Source organism: Micromonospora luteifusca, from assembly GCF_016907275.1.
Lineage (GTDB): Bacteria > Actinomycetota > Actinomycetes > Mycobacteriales > Micromonosporaceae > Micromonospora > Micromonospora luteifusca.
In genome coordinates this window covers 1,429,883-1,447,754 of the sequence record NZ_JAFBBP010000001.1, presented here as the reverse complement: position 1 = coordinate 1,447,754, position 17,872 = coordinate 1,429,883, and the positions used below count along the sequence as shown (strand labels likewise).

At 72.7% G+C, this 17,872-nt stretch carries 16 protein-coding genes; 8 read left to right on the top strand and 8 right to left on the bottom strand.

What is annotated here, in order from left to right:
- Positions 1–13: 13 nt before the first annotated feature.
- Together JOD64_RS06090 and JOD64_RS06085 are read left to right on the top strand one after the other, a co-directional pair.
- A complete protein-coding gene (locus tag JOD64_RS06090) occupies positions 14–1,273 on the top strand; it encodes a M48 family metallopeptidase (RefSeq protein WP_204941337.1) in 1,260 nt (419 codons plus the stop codon).
- Complete coding sequence (locus tag JOD64_RS06085) at positions 1,270–2,394, top strand: glycosyltransferase family 4 protein (protein ID WP_204941336.1); 1,125 nt, start codon at positions 1,270–1,272, stop codon at positions 2,392–2,394. Before JOD64_RS06090 ends, JOD64_RS06085 begins: the two co-directional genes overlap by 4 nt.
- A 13-nt stretch (positions 2,395–2,407) precedes the next feature.
- Here the strand turns inward: JOD64_RS06085 and JOD64_RS06080 are convergent, their stop codons facing one another.
- The 7 genes from JOD64_RS06080 to JOD64_RS06050 all read right to left on the bottom strand — a co-directional run bounded on the left by JOD64_RS06080 (position 2,408) and on the right by JOD64_RS06050 (position 10,797).
- Positions 2,408–3,076, bottom strand: a complete 669-nt coding sequence (locus JOD64_RS06080) for a lysophospholipid acyltransferase family protein (RefSeq protein WP_204941335.1) — start codon at positions 3,074–3,076, stop codon at positions 2,408–2,410.
- A gap of 22 nt (positions 3,077–3,098) precedes the next feature.
- Complete coding sequence (locus JOD64_RS06075; RefSeq protein WP_204941334.1) at positions 3,099–3,680, bottom strand: TetR/AcrR family transcriptional regulator; 582 nt, start codon at positions 3,678–3,680, stop codon at positions 3,099–3,101.
- 182 nt (positions 3,681–3,862) lie between these two features.
- Positions 3,863–5,521 (bottom strand): putative bifunctional diguanylate cyclase/phosphodiesterase, encoded by a 1,659-nt coding sequence (locus JOD64_RS06070; RefSeq protein ID WP_239560097.1) that lies wholly within the window; start codon positions 5,519–5,521, stop codon positions 3,863–3,865.
- A gap of 79 nt (positions 5,522–5,600) precedes the next feature.
- Positions 5,601–6,410 carry an SAM-dependent methyltransferase gene (locus JOD64_RS06065; RefSeq protein ID WP_204941332.1) on the bottom strand — a complete coding sequence of 270 codons (810 nt, stop codon included), beginning with the start codon at positions 6,408–6,410 and terminating at the stop codon, positions 5,601–5,603.
- Positions 6,411–6,600: 190 nt separating this feature from the next.
- Positions 6,601–7,269, bottom strand: a complete 669-nt coding sequence (locus JOD64_RS06060; RefSeq protein ID WP_007072219.1) for a response regulator transcription factor — start codon at positions 7,267–7,269, stop codon at positions 6,601–6,603.
- Positions 7,270–7,276: 7 nt separating this feature from the next.
- Positions 7,277–8,968, bottom strand: a complete 1,692-nt coding sequence (locus JOD64_RS06055) for a GAF domain-containing sensor histidine kinase (RefSeq protein WP_204941331.1) — start codon at positions 8,966–8,968, stop codon at positions 7,277–7,279.
- Positions 8,969–8,982: 14 nt separating this feature from the next.
- Positions 8,983–10,797 (bottom strand): AMP-dependent synthetase/ligase, encoded by a 1,815-nt coding sequence (locus tag JOD64_RS06050; protein ID WP_204941330.1) that lies wholly within the window; start codon positions 10,795–10,797, stop codon positions 8,983–8,985.
- Positions 10,798–10,916: 119 nt separating this feature from the next.
- Here JOD64_RS06050 and JOD64_RS06045 point away from each other — a divergent pair, with 119 nt between their 5' ends.
- From JOD64_RS06045 to JOD64_RS06020, 6 genes are all read left to right on the top strand, one after another.
- The gene (locus JOD64_RS06045; protein ID WP_204941329.1) at positions 10,917–11,372 is read left to right on the top strand and encodes an SRPBCC family protein; all 456 of its coding nucleotides are present in this window, start codon (positions 10,917–10,919) and stop codon (positions 11,370–11,372) included.
- A gap of 31 nt (positions 11,373–11,403) precedes the next feature.
- Entirely contained in the window at positions 11,404–12,108 is a 705-nt protein-coding gene (locus JOD64_RS06040; protein ID WP_204941328.1) for a hypothetical protein, read from the top strand.
- Between the two features lie 76 nt (positions 12,109–12,184).
- Positions 12,185–13,132 (top strand): ROK family glucokinase, encoded by a 948-nt coding sequence (locus JOD64_RS06035; protein WP_204941327.1) that lies wholly within the window; start codon positions 12,185–12,187, stop codon positions 13,130–13,132.
- Between the two features lie 11 nt (positions 13,133–13,143).
- On the top strand, positions 13,144–13,848 hold the full coding sequence (locus JOD64_RS06030) for an endonuclease/exonuclease/phosphatase family protein (RefSeq protein WP_204941326.1): 705 nt from the start codon (positions 13,144–13,146) through the stop codon (positions 13,846–13,848).
- Between the two features lie 113 nt (positions 13,849–13,961).
- Positions 13,962–15,368 carry a flavin-containing monooxygenase gene (locus JOD64_RS06025; protein ID WP_204941325.1) on the top strand — a complete coding sequence of 469 codons (1,407 nt, stop codon included), beginning with the start codon at positions 13,962–13,964 and terminating at the stop codon, positions 15,366–15,368.
- A 64-nt stretch (positions 15,369–15,432) separates the two neighbouring features.
- A complete protein-coding gene (locus tag JOD64_RS06020) occupies positions 15,433–16,227 on the top strand; it encodes an alpha/beta hydrolase (protein WP_204945927.1) in 795 nt (264 codons plus the stop codon).
- Positions 16,228–16,345: 118 nt separating this feature from the next.
- On the opposite strand, the gene JOD64_RS06015 is transcribed toward JOD64_RS06020, so the two are convergent.
- Positions 16,346–17,842 (bottom strand): alpha,alpha-trehalose-phosphate synthase (UDP-forming), encoded by a 1,497-nt coding sequence (locus JOD64_RS06015; RefSeq protein ID WP_239559426.1) that lies wholly within the window; start codon positions 17,840–17,842, stop codon positions 16,346–16,348.
- Between the last annotated feature and the right edge of the window lie 30 nt (positions 17,843–17,872).

The following is a 17,872-nucleotide window of genomic DNA, read 5'->3' as shown; positions in this document are numbered from 1 at the left end:
CGGCGGGTTTCCGGTGACTCCGCGTGGCTGGGCCCTGCTGACCCTGGCCGGGTTGACCGTCGTGTTGGTCGTGATCGCCGCGCTGTTCATTCCGTGGCACCGACCGCCAGCCCCGCGCGCCGACCAGCTCGCCGCGCTGCGGGACCTGCCGGCCGAGCAGGTGGCCAAGGGGCGGGAGTTCCGGGCGGCGCTGCGCCCCGGCGGATACGCCGCGCTGGCCGTGGGGCTGCTGGTCGCCCTCGCGCTCGGGTTGACCCCGCTGGGCAGTCGCCTGGTCGAGCTGGTGAGCCGGCCGTTCGGGGGGCACTGGGCCGCCCAGGCGGTGCTCGGCGGGCTGGCCGTGGTGCTCGTCGCCGACCTGGTGACACTCCCGTTCGCCGCCTGGCGCCAGAGCGTGCTCACCCGCTACGGGCTGAGCACCAACGGTTGGAGCGGCTGGGCGGTCGACCTGCTCAAGTCGTACGCGGTCAGTGCGGTGATCGGCGCGGTGGCGCTGTTCGGCTTCTACGCGGTCATCCGGTTCGCGCCGCGCTGGTGGTGGGCGTTCGGCGCGGCCGGTGCGGCTCTGCTGGTGATCCTGCTGTCGTTCGTGCTGCCGGTGCTGGTGGAGCCGGTCTTCAACAAGTTCACCCCGATGGAGCAGGGCCCGCTGCGCACCGAGCTGATGAGCATGGCCGCCCGCGACGGGGTGCCGGTGCGCGACGTGCTGGTCGCCGATGCCTCCCGCCGCACCAAGGCGGTCAACGCGTACGTCTCCGGTCTCGGACCGACCCGCCGGGTGGTCGTCTACGACACGCTGCTGCGCGAGGCGACTCCAGCGGAGGTGACCGCGGTGGTGGCGCACGAGTTGGGGCACGCGAAGGACTCCGACGTGACGGTCGGCACGCTGACCGGGGCACTGGGTGCCGCGGCGGCCGTGGTGGCGCTCTACCTGCTCGGCTCGTGGGGGCCGCTGCTGCGGCTGGCCGGCGTCGACGCGGTCGCCCAACCCCGCGCCTTCCCGTTGCTGCTGGCCCTCGTCACGGTGGCCGGGTTGGTCGCCGCACCGGTGCAGGCGCTGATGTCGCGACGGGTGGAGGCGCGGGCCGACGCGCACGCGCTCGCGCTGACCCGTGACCCGGAGGCCTTCGAGTCGATGCAGCGCCGGCTCGGCTCGGTCAACCTCGGCGACCCCGACCCGCCGCGCTGGGAATACCTCTACTCGGCCTCGCACCCGTCCACCGTCGAGCGGATGGCCGCCGCCCGCGCGTACGCCCGGGAGGCCGGCCGATGACCCGCACGCTGCTGATCACCAACGATTTTCCGCCCCGCCCGGGCGGCATTCAGTCCTTCGTGCACAACCTCGCGGTGCGTCAACCAGCTGGCTCGGTGGTCGTCTACGCGTCGAGTTGGCGCGGGGCCGCGAAGTTCGACGCCGACCAGCCGTTCGAGGTGATCCGGGAGCGCACCAAGGTGCTGTTGCCCACCCCGTTGATCGCCCGCCGGGCGGCGCGGTTGGCTCGCGCGTACGACTGCGACACGGTGTGGTTCGGCGCGGCGGCTCCGTTGGGGCTGCTCGCCGCCGGTCTGCGTCGGCGGGCCGGCGTACGCCGGGTGGTGGCGCTGACCCACGGCCACGAGGTTGGTTGGGCGGCGCTGCCGGCCGCCCGGCCGGCGCTGCGGCGTATCGGTCGGGGCGTGGACGTCACCACCTACCTCGGCGAGTACACCCGTAGCCGGCTGGCCCGCGTGCTGGGCGGGGTGACCGAGTTGCGCCGGCTCGCGCCCGGGGTCGACGTGGACACCTACCACCCGACCGTGGACGGTGAGCAGGTCCGGGCCCGGCTCGGTCTGACCGACCGGCCGGTGGTGGTCTGTGTGTCCCGGCTGGTGCCGCGCAAGGGTCAGGACATGCTGATCCGGGCGCTTCCGGAGATCCGCCGGCGGGTGCCCGACGCGGCGCTGTTGATCGTCGGCGGCGGGCCGTACCGGGCGACCCTGGAGAAGCTGGCCCGGCAGACCGGTGTGGAGCGGGACGTCGTGTTCACCGGCTCGGTCCCGTCGGCGGAGTTGCCGGCGCACTACGCGGCCGGCGACGTCTACGCGATGCCGTGCCGCACCCGCAACCGGGGCCTCGACGTGGAGGGGCTCGGCATCGTCTACCTGGAGGCGTCCGCGACCGGCCTGCCGGTGGTGGCCGGTGACTCCGGGGGCGCCCCGGACGCGGTCCGCGAGGGGGAGACCGGCTACGTCGTAAGCGGGCGGGACATCGCCCAGCTCGCCGACCGGGTCGCCCGGCTGCTCGCCGACCGGGATCTGGCCCGCCAACTGGGCGCCGCCGGTCGGGCGTGGGTGGAGCGCGAGTGGCGCTGGGAGGCGCAGGCGGAACGGATGGCGGCGCTGCTCGCCGGTTGATCGGCACCCGCGCTCAGCCGGTGCTCCCTCGGGGTGGCGCGTAGCGCGGCACGTACTCCTGGCCGGTGAGCTTCTGGATCGCCGCCATCACCTCGTCGGTGACCTTCCGGATGTCGCGGGGCCCCTCGATGCGCTCGGCGACCGGGATCGGTGGGCCGAATCGCAGGGTGACCGGGTGTCGGCGGGGCAGCCGCGCGTCGACCGGCAGCACCTCGGCGGTGCCGAGCACGCCGACCGGGATGATCGGCACCCCGGCGTCGCGGGCCAGCCGGGTCATTCCGACGCGGCCCCGGTAGAGCCGCCCGTCCGGGGAGCGGGTGCCCTCCGGGTAGACGGCGACCAGACCGCCGGCGCGCAGCACCGGCACGGCGGCGTCGAGGGCGCGCAGCGCGGCCCGGCCGTCGGCGCGGTCGACTCGGATGGCGCCCATGCCGGCGACGATCCGCCGGTTGAGCCAGCCGCCCGGGCCACGGCCGGTGAAGTACTCGGCCTTGGCCCAGAAGGTGACGTGCCGAGGGGTCGCGCTGGCCAGGAACAGTTCGTCGGCGACGGAGAGGTGATTACCGGCGAGGATCGCGCCACCGTGTCGGGGTAGGTGCTCCAGTCCTTCGACGCGCGGTCGCCAGGCCAGCCGCAGCGTGGTGCCGACGGTCAGCTTCATGAGGTCGTACAGCAGGGGCACAGGTCCTCCGGGGGCGGGCGGTTCAGTCGAGCGTCGGGCCGAGATGGGCGTCGAGCGCGGCGCGCAGCAGGGCCTCGTCGTCGAGTGCGCCGGTGGCCAGGGGCAGGCTGCCCCAGGCCCAGAGTTGGGCGATGCCGTGCAGGTTGGCCCAGAGCACGCCGGCGAGCACCGGTGCGGGTGCGTCGGTCGGCCGGCGGACCTGGGCGACCAGGTCGGCCAGGACGGCGAACAGCGGCAGGCTCGTCTCGCGTAGCCGCAGCCGGCCGCTGTCCAGCAGGTCGTGCCGGAACATCAGCTCGAACATGCCGCGGTGGGTCGCCGCGAAGTCCAGGTACGTCCGGGCCAGCGCGACCAATCGGGTACGCGGGTCCGGGTCGACGTCGCGCAGCGTCTGCTCGACGCGGGCGGTGAGGTCGTCGAAGCCCTCCCTGGCGATGGCGGAGAGCAGGTCGACGTGGGTGGGGAAGTAGCGGCGCGGGGCGCCGTGTGAGACCCCGGCGCGGCGGGCGATCTCCCGTAGCGACACCGCCGCCTGGCCCTCGCTCAGCACCAGGTCGACTCCGGCGGCCACCAGCCGGTCGCGCACGCCACCCTCGTCGCTCATAGACAGTGTCTACCAGGCAGGCGTAGACGCTGTCTACTCCCTGGCGCCGGCAGGGTGACGCGGAGCGTCGACGCAGTCGACGCATCGGGGCGGCCTCGCCACACCGATCGATATACCTCTGTGTCATGAAAATGACTCTGAGGTATACCGACTGTCGGGGCACTGGTCACCCGGCCGCGCGCTCAGCGGATGCGGGCCAGGATCCGGTCGGCAGGGGCCGGGCGGCCGAAATGCCAGCCCTGAGCGGCGTCGCAGCCGATCGCCCGCAGCCTCTCGGCCTGCCCGGCGGTCTCCACCCCCTCAGCGGTGACCGTCAGGTCCAGCGCGTGCGCCAGCGAGACCAGTGAGGCGAGGATCCGCTCGTCGGTGCGGCCGACCGAAGGCGACCGCAGGCCGGCAACGAACTCCCCGGCGACCTTCAGCTCGGTCACCGGCAGGTCCCGTAGGTACGCCAGATTGCTGTAGCCGGTGCCGAAGTCGTCGATGGCGATCCGCACACCGAGGTCGGCCAGCACCCGCAGGGCGCGTACCGGCTCCTCGGCGCTGCTCATCATCGTGCTCTCGGTGATCTCCAGTTGGAGCCGTTCCGGCGGCAGGCCGGTCTGCCGCAGGAGCGCGCTGACCTCCTGCACCAACCCGGGCCGGTGCACCTGCCGTACCGCCAGGTTGACGCTGACGAACGGTGCGGTGACGCCACCGGCCGACCACGCCTCCGCCTCGCGGCAGGCCTCGGCCAGCACCCACCCGCCCAGCTGGACGATCAGGCCGGTCTCCTCGGCCAACCCGATGAAGCTGTCCGGACGCAGCACCCCCAGCTCCGGGTGGCGCCAACGGACCAGCGCCTCGACGCCGACCAGGCTGCCGTCGCGCAGTGAGGTCAGCGGCTGGTAGTCGAGGTAGAACTCGCCCCGCTCCAACGCGGCGGGGATGGCGGCGGAGAGCGCGTACCGGGCCAGTTCGCGTTGGTTGCGTTCGGCGTCGTAGAGCGCCCAGCGCGACCCGCCGGCGGACTTGGCCCAGTGCAGGGTGCTGTCCGCGGCCCGCATCAGGTCACCGGGGTTGGCTCCCGCCACCTGGCGTTCGACGATGCCGATGCTCGCCGAAATCTGCAACTCGTGCCCGTCGACCAGCGCCGGTGTGCGTACCGCGGCCAGCGCCGTCTCGGCCACCGTCACCATGTCGTCGGTGCCCCCGGTGCGGTCCACCAGGATGACGAACTCGTCCCCGCCGAGTCGGGCCACCAGGTGCTCACCCATGGCCCGGCACAGCCGTTCGGCCACCGTGACCAGCAGTCGATCGCCGACCTGGTGACCCAGGGTGTCGTTGACGACCTTGAAGCGGTCCAGGTCCAGGAAGCACACCCCGACCCGCTGCGCTCCACGGCCGGGTTCGTTGAGCGCGGCGGTGAGCCGCTCGGTGAACAGTGTCCGGTTGGGCAGACCGGTGAGCGGGTCGTGGGTGGCCTGATGCCGGAACCGGGCCTCGCTGGCGCGCAGCGCCCGCTCGGCCTGCGTCCGGGCCCTCATCGCGGCCCGGCGGATCGACTCCTGCTCGTCGAGCGTCCGGTCGCGCAGTGCGCGGGCGTAGCCGGTCGCCACGGCCGCCAGCAGCCGGGCCATCCGGTCCTCGACGTCCTCGGCCACCAGACCCAGGTCGCGCACCAACCGGAGCTGGATGACCTCGACGGTACGACCCAGCCCCTCCGCGGAGGCGATGTGCGCGGCGACCAGCTCGGCACCGACCCGGTGCCCGGCACGCAGGTCGAACGGCTCCGTCAGCAACGCGCCGGCCAGTTGCCCGGTGAGCCGGTCCAGCAGGGACTCCAGCTGCGCCTGGGTCATCGGCAGGTAGCTGGTGCCGGAGACCGCCTTCGCCCAGGCACGGGCGAACGTGCCCGGGCGAGAGCTCGCCCCGGGCGGCTCAGTCACCGAGTCGCCCGACGCCGCCCATGAAGACCGCGCGCTCGGCGTCCTCCGCGCTCTCCGGAGAGTCCGGTCGCCACTGGGGCACCCAGACCACCCCGGGGTCGAGCAGCTCGAACCCGTCGAAGAGCGCAGTCAGCTCGGCGCGGCTGCGCACCCACAAAGGGTTGTCCGTCCGCCGGTAGACCCGCTCCGCCTCGGCGCGTTCGTCATCGCTGCGCCCGTCATCGCTGGCCTGCGACAGCACCAGGTAGCTGCCGGGGGCCAACGCCTCACGCAGCACCCGCAGCAGCTCCGCCGGTCGGTCGTCGTCGGAGACGAAGTGCAGGACGGCCACGACCATCACGGCCACCGGCTGGCTCAGGTCGAGCAGCTTGCGGACGTCGGGATGGGCCAGGATCGCCTCCGGGTGCCGCAGGTCCTCCTGCACCACCACCGCCCGGTCGTTGCCGGCGAGGATCTCACGGCTGTGCGCCACGGCCACCGGGTCGACGTCCACATAGACCACCCGTGACTGCGGGTCGAGCCGCTGGGCGATCTCGTGCACGTTGCCGACGGTCGGAATGCCCGAGCCGATGTCCAGGAACTGCCGGATCCCGGCCTCGGCGAGGTGGTGCACGGCCCGGCGCAGGAACGCCCGGTTGGCCTGCGCCATCAGCGGCGCCTCGGGCACCGCCGCGACCATCGCCTGCGCCGCAGCCCGGTCGGCGGCGAAGTTGTGCGAGCCCCCGAGGTAGTAGTCGTACATCCGCGCGACACTCGGGCGCTCGATGTCGATGGTGTCGGGTGCCCAGTCCGGCCGCTGCATGCGTTAACCCCTCGAGTCCGCGAGGCGGGCGACGTCGCCCGCGCGGGTATTGTGCACCCGCCACGCACGCCAGACCATAGCCCGCCGGAAGGTTACCCGCCGACGTCGGTCGATGCGCGACGGTCCGCGCCGGAGTGGAAGCCGGCGCGGACCGTCGGTGGTGATGTCCCGCTCGACGAGCGGGGTCAGCTCAGAACTTCGGCGCGTCCGGTGCCTCGAGCAGGCCGAGCCGCAGCGCGGTCATCAGAGCCTGAGCCCGGTTGGCCGCCCCGAGCTTCTCGTAGAGCTTGGAGATGTGGGTCTTGGCCGTGGACTCGCTGACGAACAGCTGCTTGGCGATACCCGCCACGCTCATCCCGTCGGCGAGCAGCCGCAGCACCTGCCCCTCCCGGGGGGACAACTGCGGGCCGGACGGGGCGAGCCGGCGCTTCATCGCCTCGGCCAGGTCGGCGGCGGTGAACGCGCTGGGGGAGGAGGCGGCGTGCCGTGCGGCGGCCACCACCTCGTCGGCCGGGGCGGTCTTCGGCACGAAGGCACTCGCGCCGGCCTCCAGAGCGCCGAAGAGCTGGTCGTCGCCGGCGTACATGGTCAGCACCACGATGCCCATCGACGCGCTGGACTTGCGCAGCGCGCGGGTGGCCTCCAGGCCGCTGCCGTCGGGCAGCCGCAGATCCATGATCACCACGTCCGGCTGCAGTGCGCCGGCCTGGCGTACGCCCTCTGCCGCCGTGGCGGCCTCACCGACGACCTCGAACTGGCGGTCGCGCTCGAAGGCGTGTCGCAGCCCCTTACGAATCAGGTCGTGATCATCAACAAGGAGGACCTTGGTGCGGGTGGCCGGTGTCGGACTTGTGGTCATCCTCGGGTTACTCCCCTTCTGGTGCTGCGCTGTCGCGCACGTTATCTCGGCGGGACGAGGTGCCAACAACCACCGCCACGGTTGTGCCGCTGGGTTGCCGTGGCCTGATCTCCAACCGGCCCCGGATACGTTCCGCCCTCTCGGCCATGATCGCAAGACCGTACCGTCCGTCGGGGCGCTGGTCAGCCATCCCCTGACCGTCATCCGACACTTCTATTTGCGCGTACGGGGGGTCGACCTCGCACGTGACCCACAGATTCGAGGCTCCGGCGTGCTTGCGCGCGTTGGTCACCGCCTCCTGCGCGATGCGCAGCAACTCGGCCTCGGTGGCAGCCGGCAGCCGGGCCGTGGACTCGTCCAGCGAGAGGTGCACCCGCAGCCCACCGGACGCACCGACGGTGCGCGCGTACTCGGCGATCGCCGCCGCCAGCCCGCCCTGCCGGTCCACCTCACTGCGCAGCTCGAAGAGGCTCAGCCGCAGCTCCTGGATCACCCGGGTCACCTCGCCGCGCAGTGTACGCAGGGCCTCGGCGGTCTCGTCGGCGTCGTCGAAGACGGTGGCCATGGCGTTGTCGATGCCGTAGCCGACCATCACCAGTTCCTGTGCCACCCCGTCGTGGATCTCCCGGGCCAGCCGCTGCCGCTCCTCGTTGGTGGCCAGCGAGCGCACCTCGTCGAAGAGCAGCGCCGCCTCCAGCCGCAGTGCGGCCGGCCGGGTCAGGGCGGTCACCCGGGACACCACCGGCGGTGGGTACGCGTGCGCGACGTCCGCCTCCAGCACCACCAGCCCCACCGTGCGCACCCCGGCGACCAGCGGAACGATCAGCGCGGACACCTCGGCGCCCCGGTGCGAACGGGACTGCGAACGCGCGGCGGTCTGTGCCTGCTGACTGGCCCAGGCGTCGGCGATCGCCGAGTCCGCGTCCAGCGTCGTCTCCCAGTCCACCCGGTCGACACCGGCCTGGGCGAGCACCACGAGCCGACCGCCGCCACTGGCGGACAGCACCGCGCCCCGGTCCGCCCGGGCCACCGTGCGCAGCTCCTCGAGCAGGTGCTCGGAGATGCCGCCCGGGTCCAGGGTGGCCCCGGGCAGCTGCCGGGCCACCGTACGCAGCTGGGTCAGCAGCCGGGTGGCCTCGGCGTACGGCTGGGGTTTGCCCTCACCGCGGACCGCCATCACCCGGTGCAGCGTGCCTGCGGCGTAGAGGCCCAGGGCCGCCAGGATCAGCCACTGCGCGCAGACCGCGAGGTAACCCGCCTGGCCGAGCTGGAGCCGTCCGCCGACCTCGGTCAGCGCGCCGCTGACCAGCAGGGTGGCGGCGGCGACCGCGAGCAGGGCGGCGCCCTCACGGAAGCGGCGGCGCAGCGCGGTGACGGTCACCGGGACGGCCAGGTAGGGCAGCACCGCCGAGGCGCCGAGCCCGCCGACCGTGCCGCCGATCGACGCCACCGCGGCCACCTGGCTCGCGGCCAGGCCCAGCACCACCACCTCGGCGACCCGACTCAGCGGCGCGATCAGCCGGTGCTGCGGGGCCAGCAGCGACGGGAGCCCGGCCACCGCCAACAGCGCGATCCACCACAGCTGGGCGACGTCGCGGGTGGCGAACAGGGTCAGGATGGCGATCAGCGCCAGCATCACCAGGCGGGCGGCCGCGGCGAGGGGATGCGGGTGCGGTGCGGTGGCTGTGGATGCGGGCACGTGACGGATGGTAGTCAGCCTCGGTAGATATCGGCGATCTCCGCCGCGTACGTCTTGTGGACGACCTGACGCTTGACCTTGAGCGACGGGGTCAGCTCGCCGGTCGACTCGGTGAAGTCGCGGGGCAGGACCCGGAACACCTTGATGGCCTCGGCCTTGGAGACCGCCTGGTTCGCGGTGTCGATCGCGGCCTGGATCTCCTTGCGCAGGGCCTCGTGCTCGCGTAGTTGCTCGACCGAGGTGTCGGCGGGCAACCCGGCACTCTCCAGCCAGGCCGGCAGCGCCTCCTCGTCGAGGGTGACCAGCGCCGCGATGAACGGCTTCTGGTCGCCGACTACGACGCACTGGCTGATCAACGGGTGCGCCCGGACCAGGTCCTCCAGCACCGCCGGGGCGACGTTCTTACCGCTGGCGGTGACGATCAGTTCCTTCTTGCGCCCGGTGATGCTCAGGTAGCCGTCGGAGTCGAGCTGGCCCAGGTCGCCGGTCCGGAACCAGCCGTCGCTGCTGAGCGCCTCGGCGGTCGCCGTCTCGTTGCGCCAGTACCCCTGGAAGACCAGGTCGCCGGAGATCAGGATCTCGCCGTCGTCGTCGATCCGTATCGTCACGCCGGGCAGCGGACGACCGACGGTGCCGATCCGGGTGCCGGTGGGCAGGTTCGCCGCGGCGGCGGGCGAGGTCTCGGTCAGGCCGTAGCCCTCCAGGATCGTCACGCCGATGCCCCGGAAGAAGTGACCGAGCCGAGCGCCGAGCGGCGCGCCGCCGGAGATGGCGTCCCGGCACCGCCCGCCGAGCGCGGCGCGCAGCTTGCCGTAGACCAGCCGGTCGAAGACCACGTGCTGGGCGCGCAGCGCCAGGCCGGGCCCGCCGGGGGTCTCCAGAGCCTCGCTGTACGCGATGGCGACCTGCTCGGCGCGGGCGAAGATGCCGCCCTTGCCGTCGGCCTCGGCCTTCTGCTTGGCCGCGTTGTAGACCTTCTCGAACACCCGGGGTACGGAGAGCACGAAGGTCGGCCGGAACGCCTGCAGCTCGGCGACCAGGTTCTTGGTGTCGGCGCAGTGCGCCATGGTGGCCCGTGCCTGCACGAGGCCGATCTGGATCAGCCGGGCGAAGCCGTGTGCCAGCGGGAGGAACAGCAGAGTGGACGCGCCGGCGTTGAACAGGTTCGGCAGCACCGGCACCGCGTTGGCGATGTCGGTGTACATGTTGCGGTGGGTGAGCACGCAGCCCTTGGGTCGGCCGGTGGTGCCACTGGTGTAGATGATCGTGGCCAGGTCGTGGGCGCGGACCGCCTTGCGCCGACGCTCGACCTCGGCCAGCTCGACCGTGGCGCCGGTCGCGACCAGCTCGTCGACCGCGCCGAGGTCGATCTGCCAGACCTGGCCCAGCTCGGGCAGCCGGTGCCGGACGCCGGCGACCAGGGCGGCGTGCGCGTCGGTCTCCACCACGACGGCGACCGCGTTGGAGTCCTCGAGGATCCACGCGGCCTGCTCGGCGCTGGACGTCTCGTAGATCGGCACGGTGACCGCGCCGACGGTCCAGATGGCGTAGTCCAGCAGCGTCCACTCGTAGCGGGTGCGACTCATCAGCCCGACCCGGACGCCCGGTTCGATGCCGGCGGCGATCAGCCCGCGGGCGACGGCGGCCACCTCGTCACGGAACTGCAGGCAGGTCACCTCCGTCCAGGCGGTGGTGGTGCCGCCGGCGCCGGGGGTGGGGCGGGCGAACTGGACGGCGTCGGGCGCGACCTCGGCGTTGTCCCAGACCGGATCGGTGAGGTTGGCCGCATCGCCAACGGTGACGATCGGCGGGACGGAGAACTCGCGCACCTGCACTCCTTCGTGCTCGCACTGGCGGGGGCCGGCGGCCACCGTGGGCGTCGGTTGTGTCGAAACCTACCCGGCGGGCGGTCCCGGTGGGTCAGGCAGGATGCGGGTAGCCTCCCCCCATGGCGGACTCCTCCACCCAGTCGATCATCATCGGCGCCGCACCGGATCAGGTGACGGCGGTCATTTGCGACTTCGCGCGCTACCCGGAGTGGACCGACGCCGTGCGTCAGGCCGAGGTCGTCGAGGAGTACGAGGACGGCTACGCCAGTCAGGTGCACTTCACGATCGACGCCGGGGTGATGGCCGACGACTACGTGCTCGCCTACGAGTACGCCGAGGACCTGTCCCGGATCGAGTGGCACCTGGTCGCCCCCTCGAAGATGCAGAAGAGCCAGCGTGGTTCGTACGACCTGGTGGGTAACCCGGATGGCAGCACCACGGTGACCTACACGCTGGAGGTCGACCTGTCGGTGGGGATGCTCGGGATGTTTCGGCGCAAGGCCGAGAAGATGATCATGGACACCGCGTTGAAGCAGCTCAAGCGCCGGGTAGAAGCAACCGGTGCGGCGCAGTGACGTGTCCGGTGGCACGGTAGAGGAGCCGACGGTGGGCGGAACGGATCCGGGTTCAGCCCGGGAAGAGGCGGAGCGGCTGGTCGCCACCCTGCTCGCAGGGGCGCGACTGGCCTCCGCGGGCTCGGCCAGTGGCGCATTCAGCTCGTTGGGCGGGGTGCTCGCCGGTGTCCTCGGTCACAGTGCGGGCCCGGACGGGCGCCCCGGCGCCGGCGGTGCTTTCGCCACCGGTTCGGCCGAATGCTGCGTCTGCCCGGTCTGTCGTGGCATCGCCGCGTTACGCGACCCTAGTCCCGAATTCGCCGAACGCCTCGCGACCGGCGCCGGTGACCTCGCGGCAGGCGTCGCCAGCCTGCTCCGCGCGTTCTCCCCGGTGGAGCCGCCCGCGACGAGCCCATCCGAGCCGGCAGCCGAGTCGAACGTCCCGCCATCGTCGGCGCCCGCCGCGAGCACCGACGACGTGCTCCCGCAGCCAGCCCCGAGCGACCCGTCCACCGCAGTCGGCGACGACCACGTGTGGCGCGATGCCACCCGTACCGGGCATGATTCTCAGCCGGCGCCGGAGCGGGATGTCTGGTCGGTCGCCACCCGGACGGCGGACCCACTCGCCCCGGCCGCCGCACCACCCGTCGACGACGCCGGGCCGGCGACCGTGCCGGCACCGACCACTCGTCCCGCGGTGCCCGCCTCGCGGGTGCCGGACGACACCGGTGCGCAAGCACCGGGCGACGGCGCCTGAGCGCGGGACATACCGACCCGGACCGGCATGTGGCCGGAACGCGGGCCGGACAGCACAGCAGAGGGGAGCGGCAGCGGTGACGCTGACCATCGGAGTCGACGTCGGTGGCACGAAGGTGGCCGGCGGTGTCGTGGACGACACCGGCGAAGTCCTCGTGCAGACCCGACGGGACACCCCCGCCGATGACGTCGGCAAGACCCGCGACGTCATCATCGAGCTGGTCGGCGAGCTGGCCGCCGGGCGGACGATCGAGGCCGTCGGCATCGGCGCGGCCGGCTGGATCGACGCCAGCCGCTCGACCGTGCTCTTCGCCCCCAACCTGGCCTGGCGGGACGAACCGCTGCGGGACTACGTCAGCAAGGCTGTCGGCCTGCCGGTGATCGTGGAGAACGACGCAAACGTGGCCGCCTGGGCCGAGTTCCGCTACGGCGCCGCCCGCGACGCCGACGATTCCATGATCATGTTCACCATCGGCACCGGCGTGGGCGGCGGGATCGTCCTCGGCGGCGAGTTGATGCGGGGCGCCCACGGCATCGCCGCGGAGCTGGGCCACATGCTGGCCGTGCCGGACGGGCACCAGTGTGGCTGCGGGCGGCTGGGCTGCATCGAGCAGTACGCCAGCGGCAGCGCCCTCGTGCGCTTCGCCCGAGCCGGCGCCCGGCAGGAGCCCAACCGGGCCACCGCGCTGCTGGCCCTGGCCGGCGGGGAGGCCGAAGCGATCACCGGCCCGATGGTGACCGCCGCCGCGCAGGGTGGCGACCCGGTCTCCGCCGAGGCGTTCGCACAGATCGGCCGGTGGCTGGGCACCAGCCTCGCCGACATGGCGCAGATCCTCGACCCGCAGACCCTGGTCGTCGGCGGCGGTGTGATCGACGCCGGCGACCTGCTGCTGGGCCCGACGCGCCGCTCGTACCTCGACGCGCTCGCCCAGCGCGGTCGCCTGCCGGTGGCCCAGGTGCTCCCGGCCGAGCTGGGCAACAGCGCCGGGGTGATCGGCGCCGCCGACCTGGCCCGCAGGATCTGAAGCGGTCCGGGATGGGCCAGGGTGCGGGCGTGCCGCTGCGCGTGGTGTCGTACAACATCCACGGTCAGCGTGACGACACCGCCGCGCTGGCGGCGGTGGTGCGGGCCGCGACGCCGGACGTGGTGATCGTCCAGGAGGGGCCGCGCCGGTTCCGGTGGCGGCAGAAGTCCGCCACGTTGGCAGAGTCGTTCGGCCTGGTGGTGGCCGCCGGCGGGTTGCCCGCGCTGGGCAACCTGCTGCTGACCAGCCTGCGGGTTCAGGTGCGGGGCACCCGATGCCAACGCTTCCCGCTGACCCCCGGCCGGCACCTGCGCGGCGCCGCGTACGCCGACTGCCGGGTGGGCGACGCCCGGTTCACCCTCGCCGGCTCGCACCTGTCCACCGACCCGACCGAGCGTCCGGCGCAGGCCGCCGAGTTCAAGCGCGGGCTGGACGCGGCGACCAGCCCGGTGCTGGCCGGGGCGGACCTCAACGAGGGTCCGGACGGGCCCGCGTGGGCAACCGTGTCCCGCGGGTTGACCGACGCCGCGGTGGCGGCCGACCGGGCGGACCGGCTCACCTACTCCTGCGCCGACCCGCGCCGGCGCATCGACGCGCTCTTCGTCGACCCGCGGATCACCGTGGTCGACTACGACGTGGTGGACACCGCGCAGACCCGCCGGGCCAGCGACCACTTCCCGGTCCTCGTCGACCTGCTGCTGCCCACCACCGGCTGACCTCAACCCGGCCCGACCGTCGATTTGTCCGCGTCAGGACTGGACATCCGGCCCCGTTGTGGAGAGGATTTCGCGGCGACCGGCACGCGTGCCGCACAAAAGGAGATGTCCCGGTGTCCACCTCCACCGACCACGGCCGGCCCGACCCGGAGGCGACCTCGTCCGGGCTGGGCAGCGACGGCCCCCCGGTCTCCGACCGCGGCGACACGGTCTGCGTCATCGGGGCCGGGGCCAGCGGCCTGACGGCCATCAAGAATCTGCGCGAGCACGGGTTCGGCGTCGACTGCTACGAGCGGGAGACGGGCGTCGGCGGCGCCTGGAACTGGCGACACGACCGCAGCCCGGTGTACGCCAGCACCCACCTGATCTCGTCGAAGCCGTTCACCCAGTTTCCCGACTTCCCGATGCCGGACTCCTGGCCGGACTACCCGCACCACAGCCAACTGCTGTCGTACTTCGAGGGGTACGCCGACCATTTCGACCTGCGCTCGCACATCTGGTTCGGCACCGAGGTGGTCCGGGTCGAGCCCGCCGAGGGGGAACGGTGGGACGTGACCACCCGCTCGACCGGCGGCTACGGTCCGGAGCGCACCTCCCGGTACGCGGCCGTGGTGATCGCCAACGGGCACAACTGGTCGCCGAAGCTGCCCCGCTACGAGGGCCTCGAACAGTTCCGCGGCGAGATCATGCACGCCTCGTCCTACAAGGACCCGGCGCAGCTGCGCGGCAAGCGGGTGCTGGTGGTCGGTGCGGGCAACACCGGCTGCGACATCGCCGTCGAGGCCGCCCAGCAGGCGGCGCACTGCTGGCACTCCACCCGGCGCGGCTACTGGTACGCGCCGAAGTACGTGCTCGGCCGCCCCGCCGACCAGGTGAATGACAGCCTGTTGGCGATGCGCGTGCCGCTGCGGGTGCGGCAGTGGCTCTACCACTGGACGCTGCGGTTGACCGTCGGCGACCTGACCCGCTTCGGACTGCCCAAGCCCGACCACCGGGTGTACGAGACGCACCCGATCGCCAACAGTCAGCTCGTCTACTACGTGGGCCACGGTGGGATCGGCCCGGTGCCCGACATCGCCCGGTTCCACCCGTACGCAGTGGAGCTGTCCGACGGTCGTGAGATCGACCCCGAGGTGGTCATCTTCGCCACCGGCTACCTGCCGCGTTTCGAGTTCCTCGACGCGTCGGTGTTCGGTGACAGTGCGGGGGCGGGCCGACCCACGTTGTGGCTCAACGCGTTCACCCCGGGCCATCCGACGCTGGCGGTCGCCGGCCTGGTGCAGCCGGACTCCGGGTTGTTCACGCTCTCGCACTGGCAGACGGTGCTCTTCGCTCGTCTGCTGCAGGCCCGCCGCGACCGACCGGAGCGGGCTGCGGCGTTCGCGCGGCGGGTGCGTGAACGGGCCGGGGAGCGCTACTCCGGGCAGGTCAAGGAGAGCAGCCGACACTGGTTCGAGGTCGGTCACGCCGACTACCTGCGCGCCGTCCAGCGGGCCCTGCACGACCTGGAGGGCAAGTGAGTTGCCGACCGGAGCGTCGCGAACGAAAGGCTGACCGGTGAGCGCGAGGAGTGAGCTGCGGATCATGCGGGGCCGGGAGTGGTCCCGTCCGGTCCGGCCGGCCCGGCGGGAGGTGCTCAGCGCCATTCCCCAGTTGGAGGAGGGGCGACCGCCGCTGCTCTTCGTTCCCGGTTTCGGGCACGGTGCGTGGGCGTTCGCCGAGCACTGGTTGGGTCATGCGGCGTCGCGGGGCTTCCCGGCGTACGCGGTGAGCCTGCGCGGGCACGGTGGCAGTGAGCCGGCGCCGGAGGCGACGCTGCGGGCGTACGCGCACGATGTGGTCCAGGTGGCCGCGGGCCTGCCGCGCCAGGCGGTGCTGGTGGGGCACGGTGCCGGGGCTCTGGTGGTGGCGCACGCGTTGGCCCGCTACCCGGCGCGGGCTGCGGTGCTGGTGGCGCCGGTCTTCGGCGGTTGGGGAGTGCTGGGGGCGGCGTTGCGCCGCAACCCGGCGGGCACGTTGCCGGCGGTGTTCGGTGGGCCGTTGCGGCTCAACCGTGGGCAGTTGTTCAGTCGTGAGTTGCCCGACGAGGAGGCCCGGCGGTACGTCGGACGGCTTGGTCGGGCGGGCCGGCGGGCGCAGTGGGCGCTGCTGGGCGAGCCGGAGGCCGAGCCGGCCGTGGGCACACCGCCGGTGCTGGTGCTGGGCAGCCCCGATGACCGGGTGGTGCCCGCGTCGACGTTGACTCGGGTGGCCCGCCGGTACGGTTCGGCGCCGCTGCTCTTCCCCGGAATGGGCCACGACGTGATGCTGGACGCCCGTTGGGCGGAGCCGATCGACGCGATCCTGGACTGGCTGGAGAAGGAACCCGCAGCGCACTGAGCAACCGAGCCGGCGTCACGCCGGTCAGGGCAACCGAGCCGGCGTCACGCCGGTCAGGGCAACCGGGCGGGCCCCACGCCGGTCAAGGTCCGCGCCGTCAGTCTGGCGGGTGGCCCGGTCAGCCGCTGGTCTGGCGGGCGGCCTGTGCGGCGGTCGGGGTTACGGGTCGGGGCACCCGGGCGGCGTCGTCGGGGGTGGCGTTGGCGCTGGTCGGATGGCCGACCAGGGCGCCGCGTTCGTCCAGTGCGCGGAGGTAGGAGCGGGCCCAGGCCCGGATGTCGTGCTGGCTCAGGTGGGCACGCATGGCCCGCATCCGCTGCGTGATGTCGTCGGGGCTGGCCCGCAGCGCCGCGCAGATGCCCTGCTTGAGCCCTTCCAGGTCGTGCGGGTTGACCAGGTACGCCTGGGACAGTTCGGCGGCGGTGCCGGCGAACTCGCTGAGCAGCAGAGCGCCGTTGTCGTCCACCCGGGCGGCGACGTACTCCTTGGCGACCAGGTTCATCCCGTCGCGCAACGGGGTCACCGCCATCACGTCGGCGACCCGGTAGAGCGCGGCCAACTCGGCGCGGTCGAAGGGCTGGGTCAGGTAGTGGATCGCCGGTTCGCCGACCCGGCCGAACTCGCCGTTGATCCGGCCCACCTCACGCTCGATCCGCTCACGGAGGATCTGGTACTGACCGACGCGTTCCCGGCTCGGCATCGCGACCTGCACCAGCACCGTGTCGCGGACCTTGACGTCACCGCTGGCGAGCAGCTCGCTGTACGCCTTGAGGCGCTGCTCGATGCCCTTGGTGTAGTCCATCCGGTCGACGCTGAGGATGACCTGCCGGGGGTCGCCGAGGTCCTGTCGTAGTCGGCGGGCGCGGGCGGCCACGTCCGGGCGGGCGGCGAGCGCGCTCATTTCGGCGGTGTCGATGGAGACGGGGAACGCGCCGATGCGGACGACCCGGTCGTCGATGCCGATCCGCCGGTCGGTGGCCGGCAGCTCCAGCACCCTGGTCACCAGTTGGGCGAAGTTGTGCGCTGCCTGCACGCGCTGGAAGCCGACCAGGTCGGCACCGAGCATCCCGCGCAGCAGTTCGGCCCGGCGCGGCAGCTGCATGAAGAGCTCCGGCGGTGGAAACGGCACGTGCAGGAAGAACCCGATGCGCAGGTCCGGGCGCAGCGCCCGGAGTTGGCCGGGGACGAGTTGCAGGTGGTAATCCTGCACCCAGACCATCCCGCCCTGCTCGGTCACCTCGGCGGTCGCCTCGGCGAAGCGCTGGTTGACCCGCTGGTACGCCTCCCACCACCGACGGTGATGCTGTGGCTGCTCGACGGCGTCGTGGTAGAGCGGCCAGAGGGTGGCGTTGGCGAACCCCTCGTAGTGGTCTCGCAGGTCATCGGGGCTGAGCGCGACGGTGTGCATCCGGACGCCGTCCACGTCCGGCAGTGCGGGGGCGGGCCCGGTGCCGCCGGCCCAGCCGACCCAGGTTGCCGGGGTGTGCCGTAGGAGTGGGTGCAACGCGCTGACCAGCCCACCCGGGCTGCGTCGCCATTCGCAGGCCCCGTCGGGCGCCTGGCTGTCGTCGATGGGGAGGCGGTTGGCCACCACCACGAGGGAACTCTGTCGCATCTCGGGCATTCCGATCAGCTGAGGGCTGAC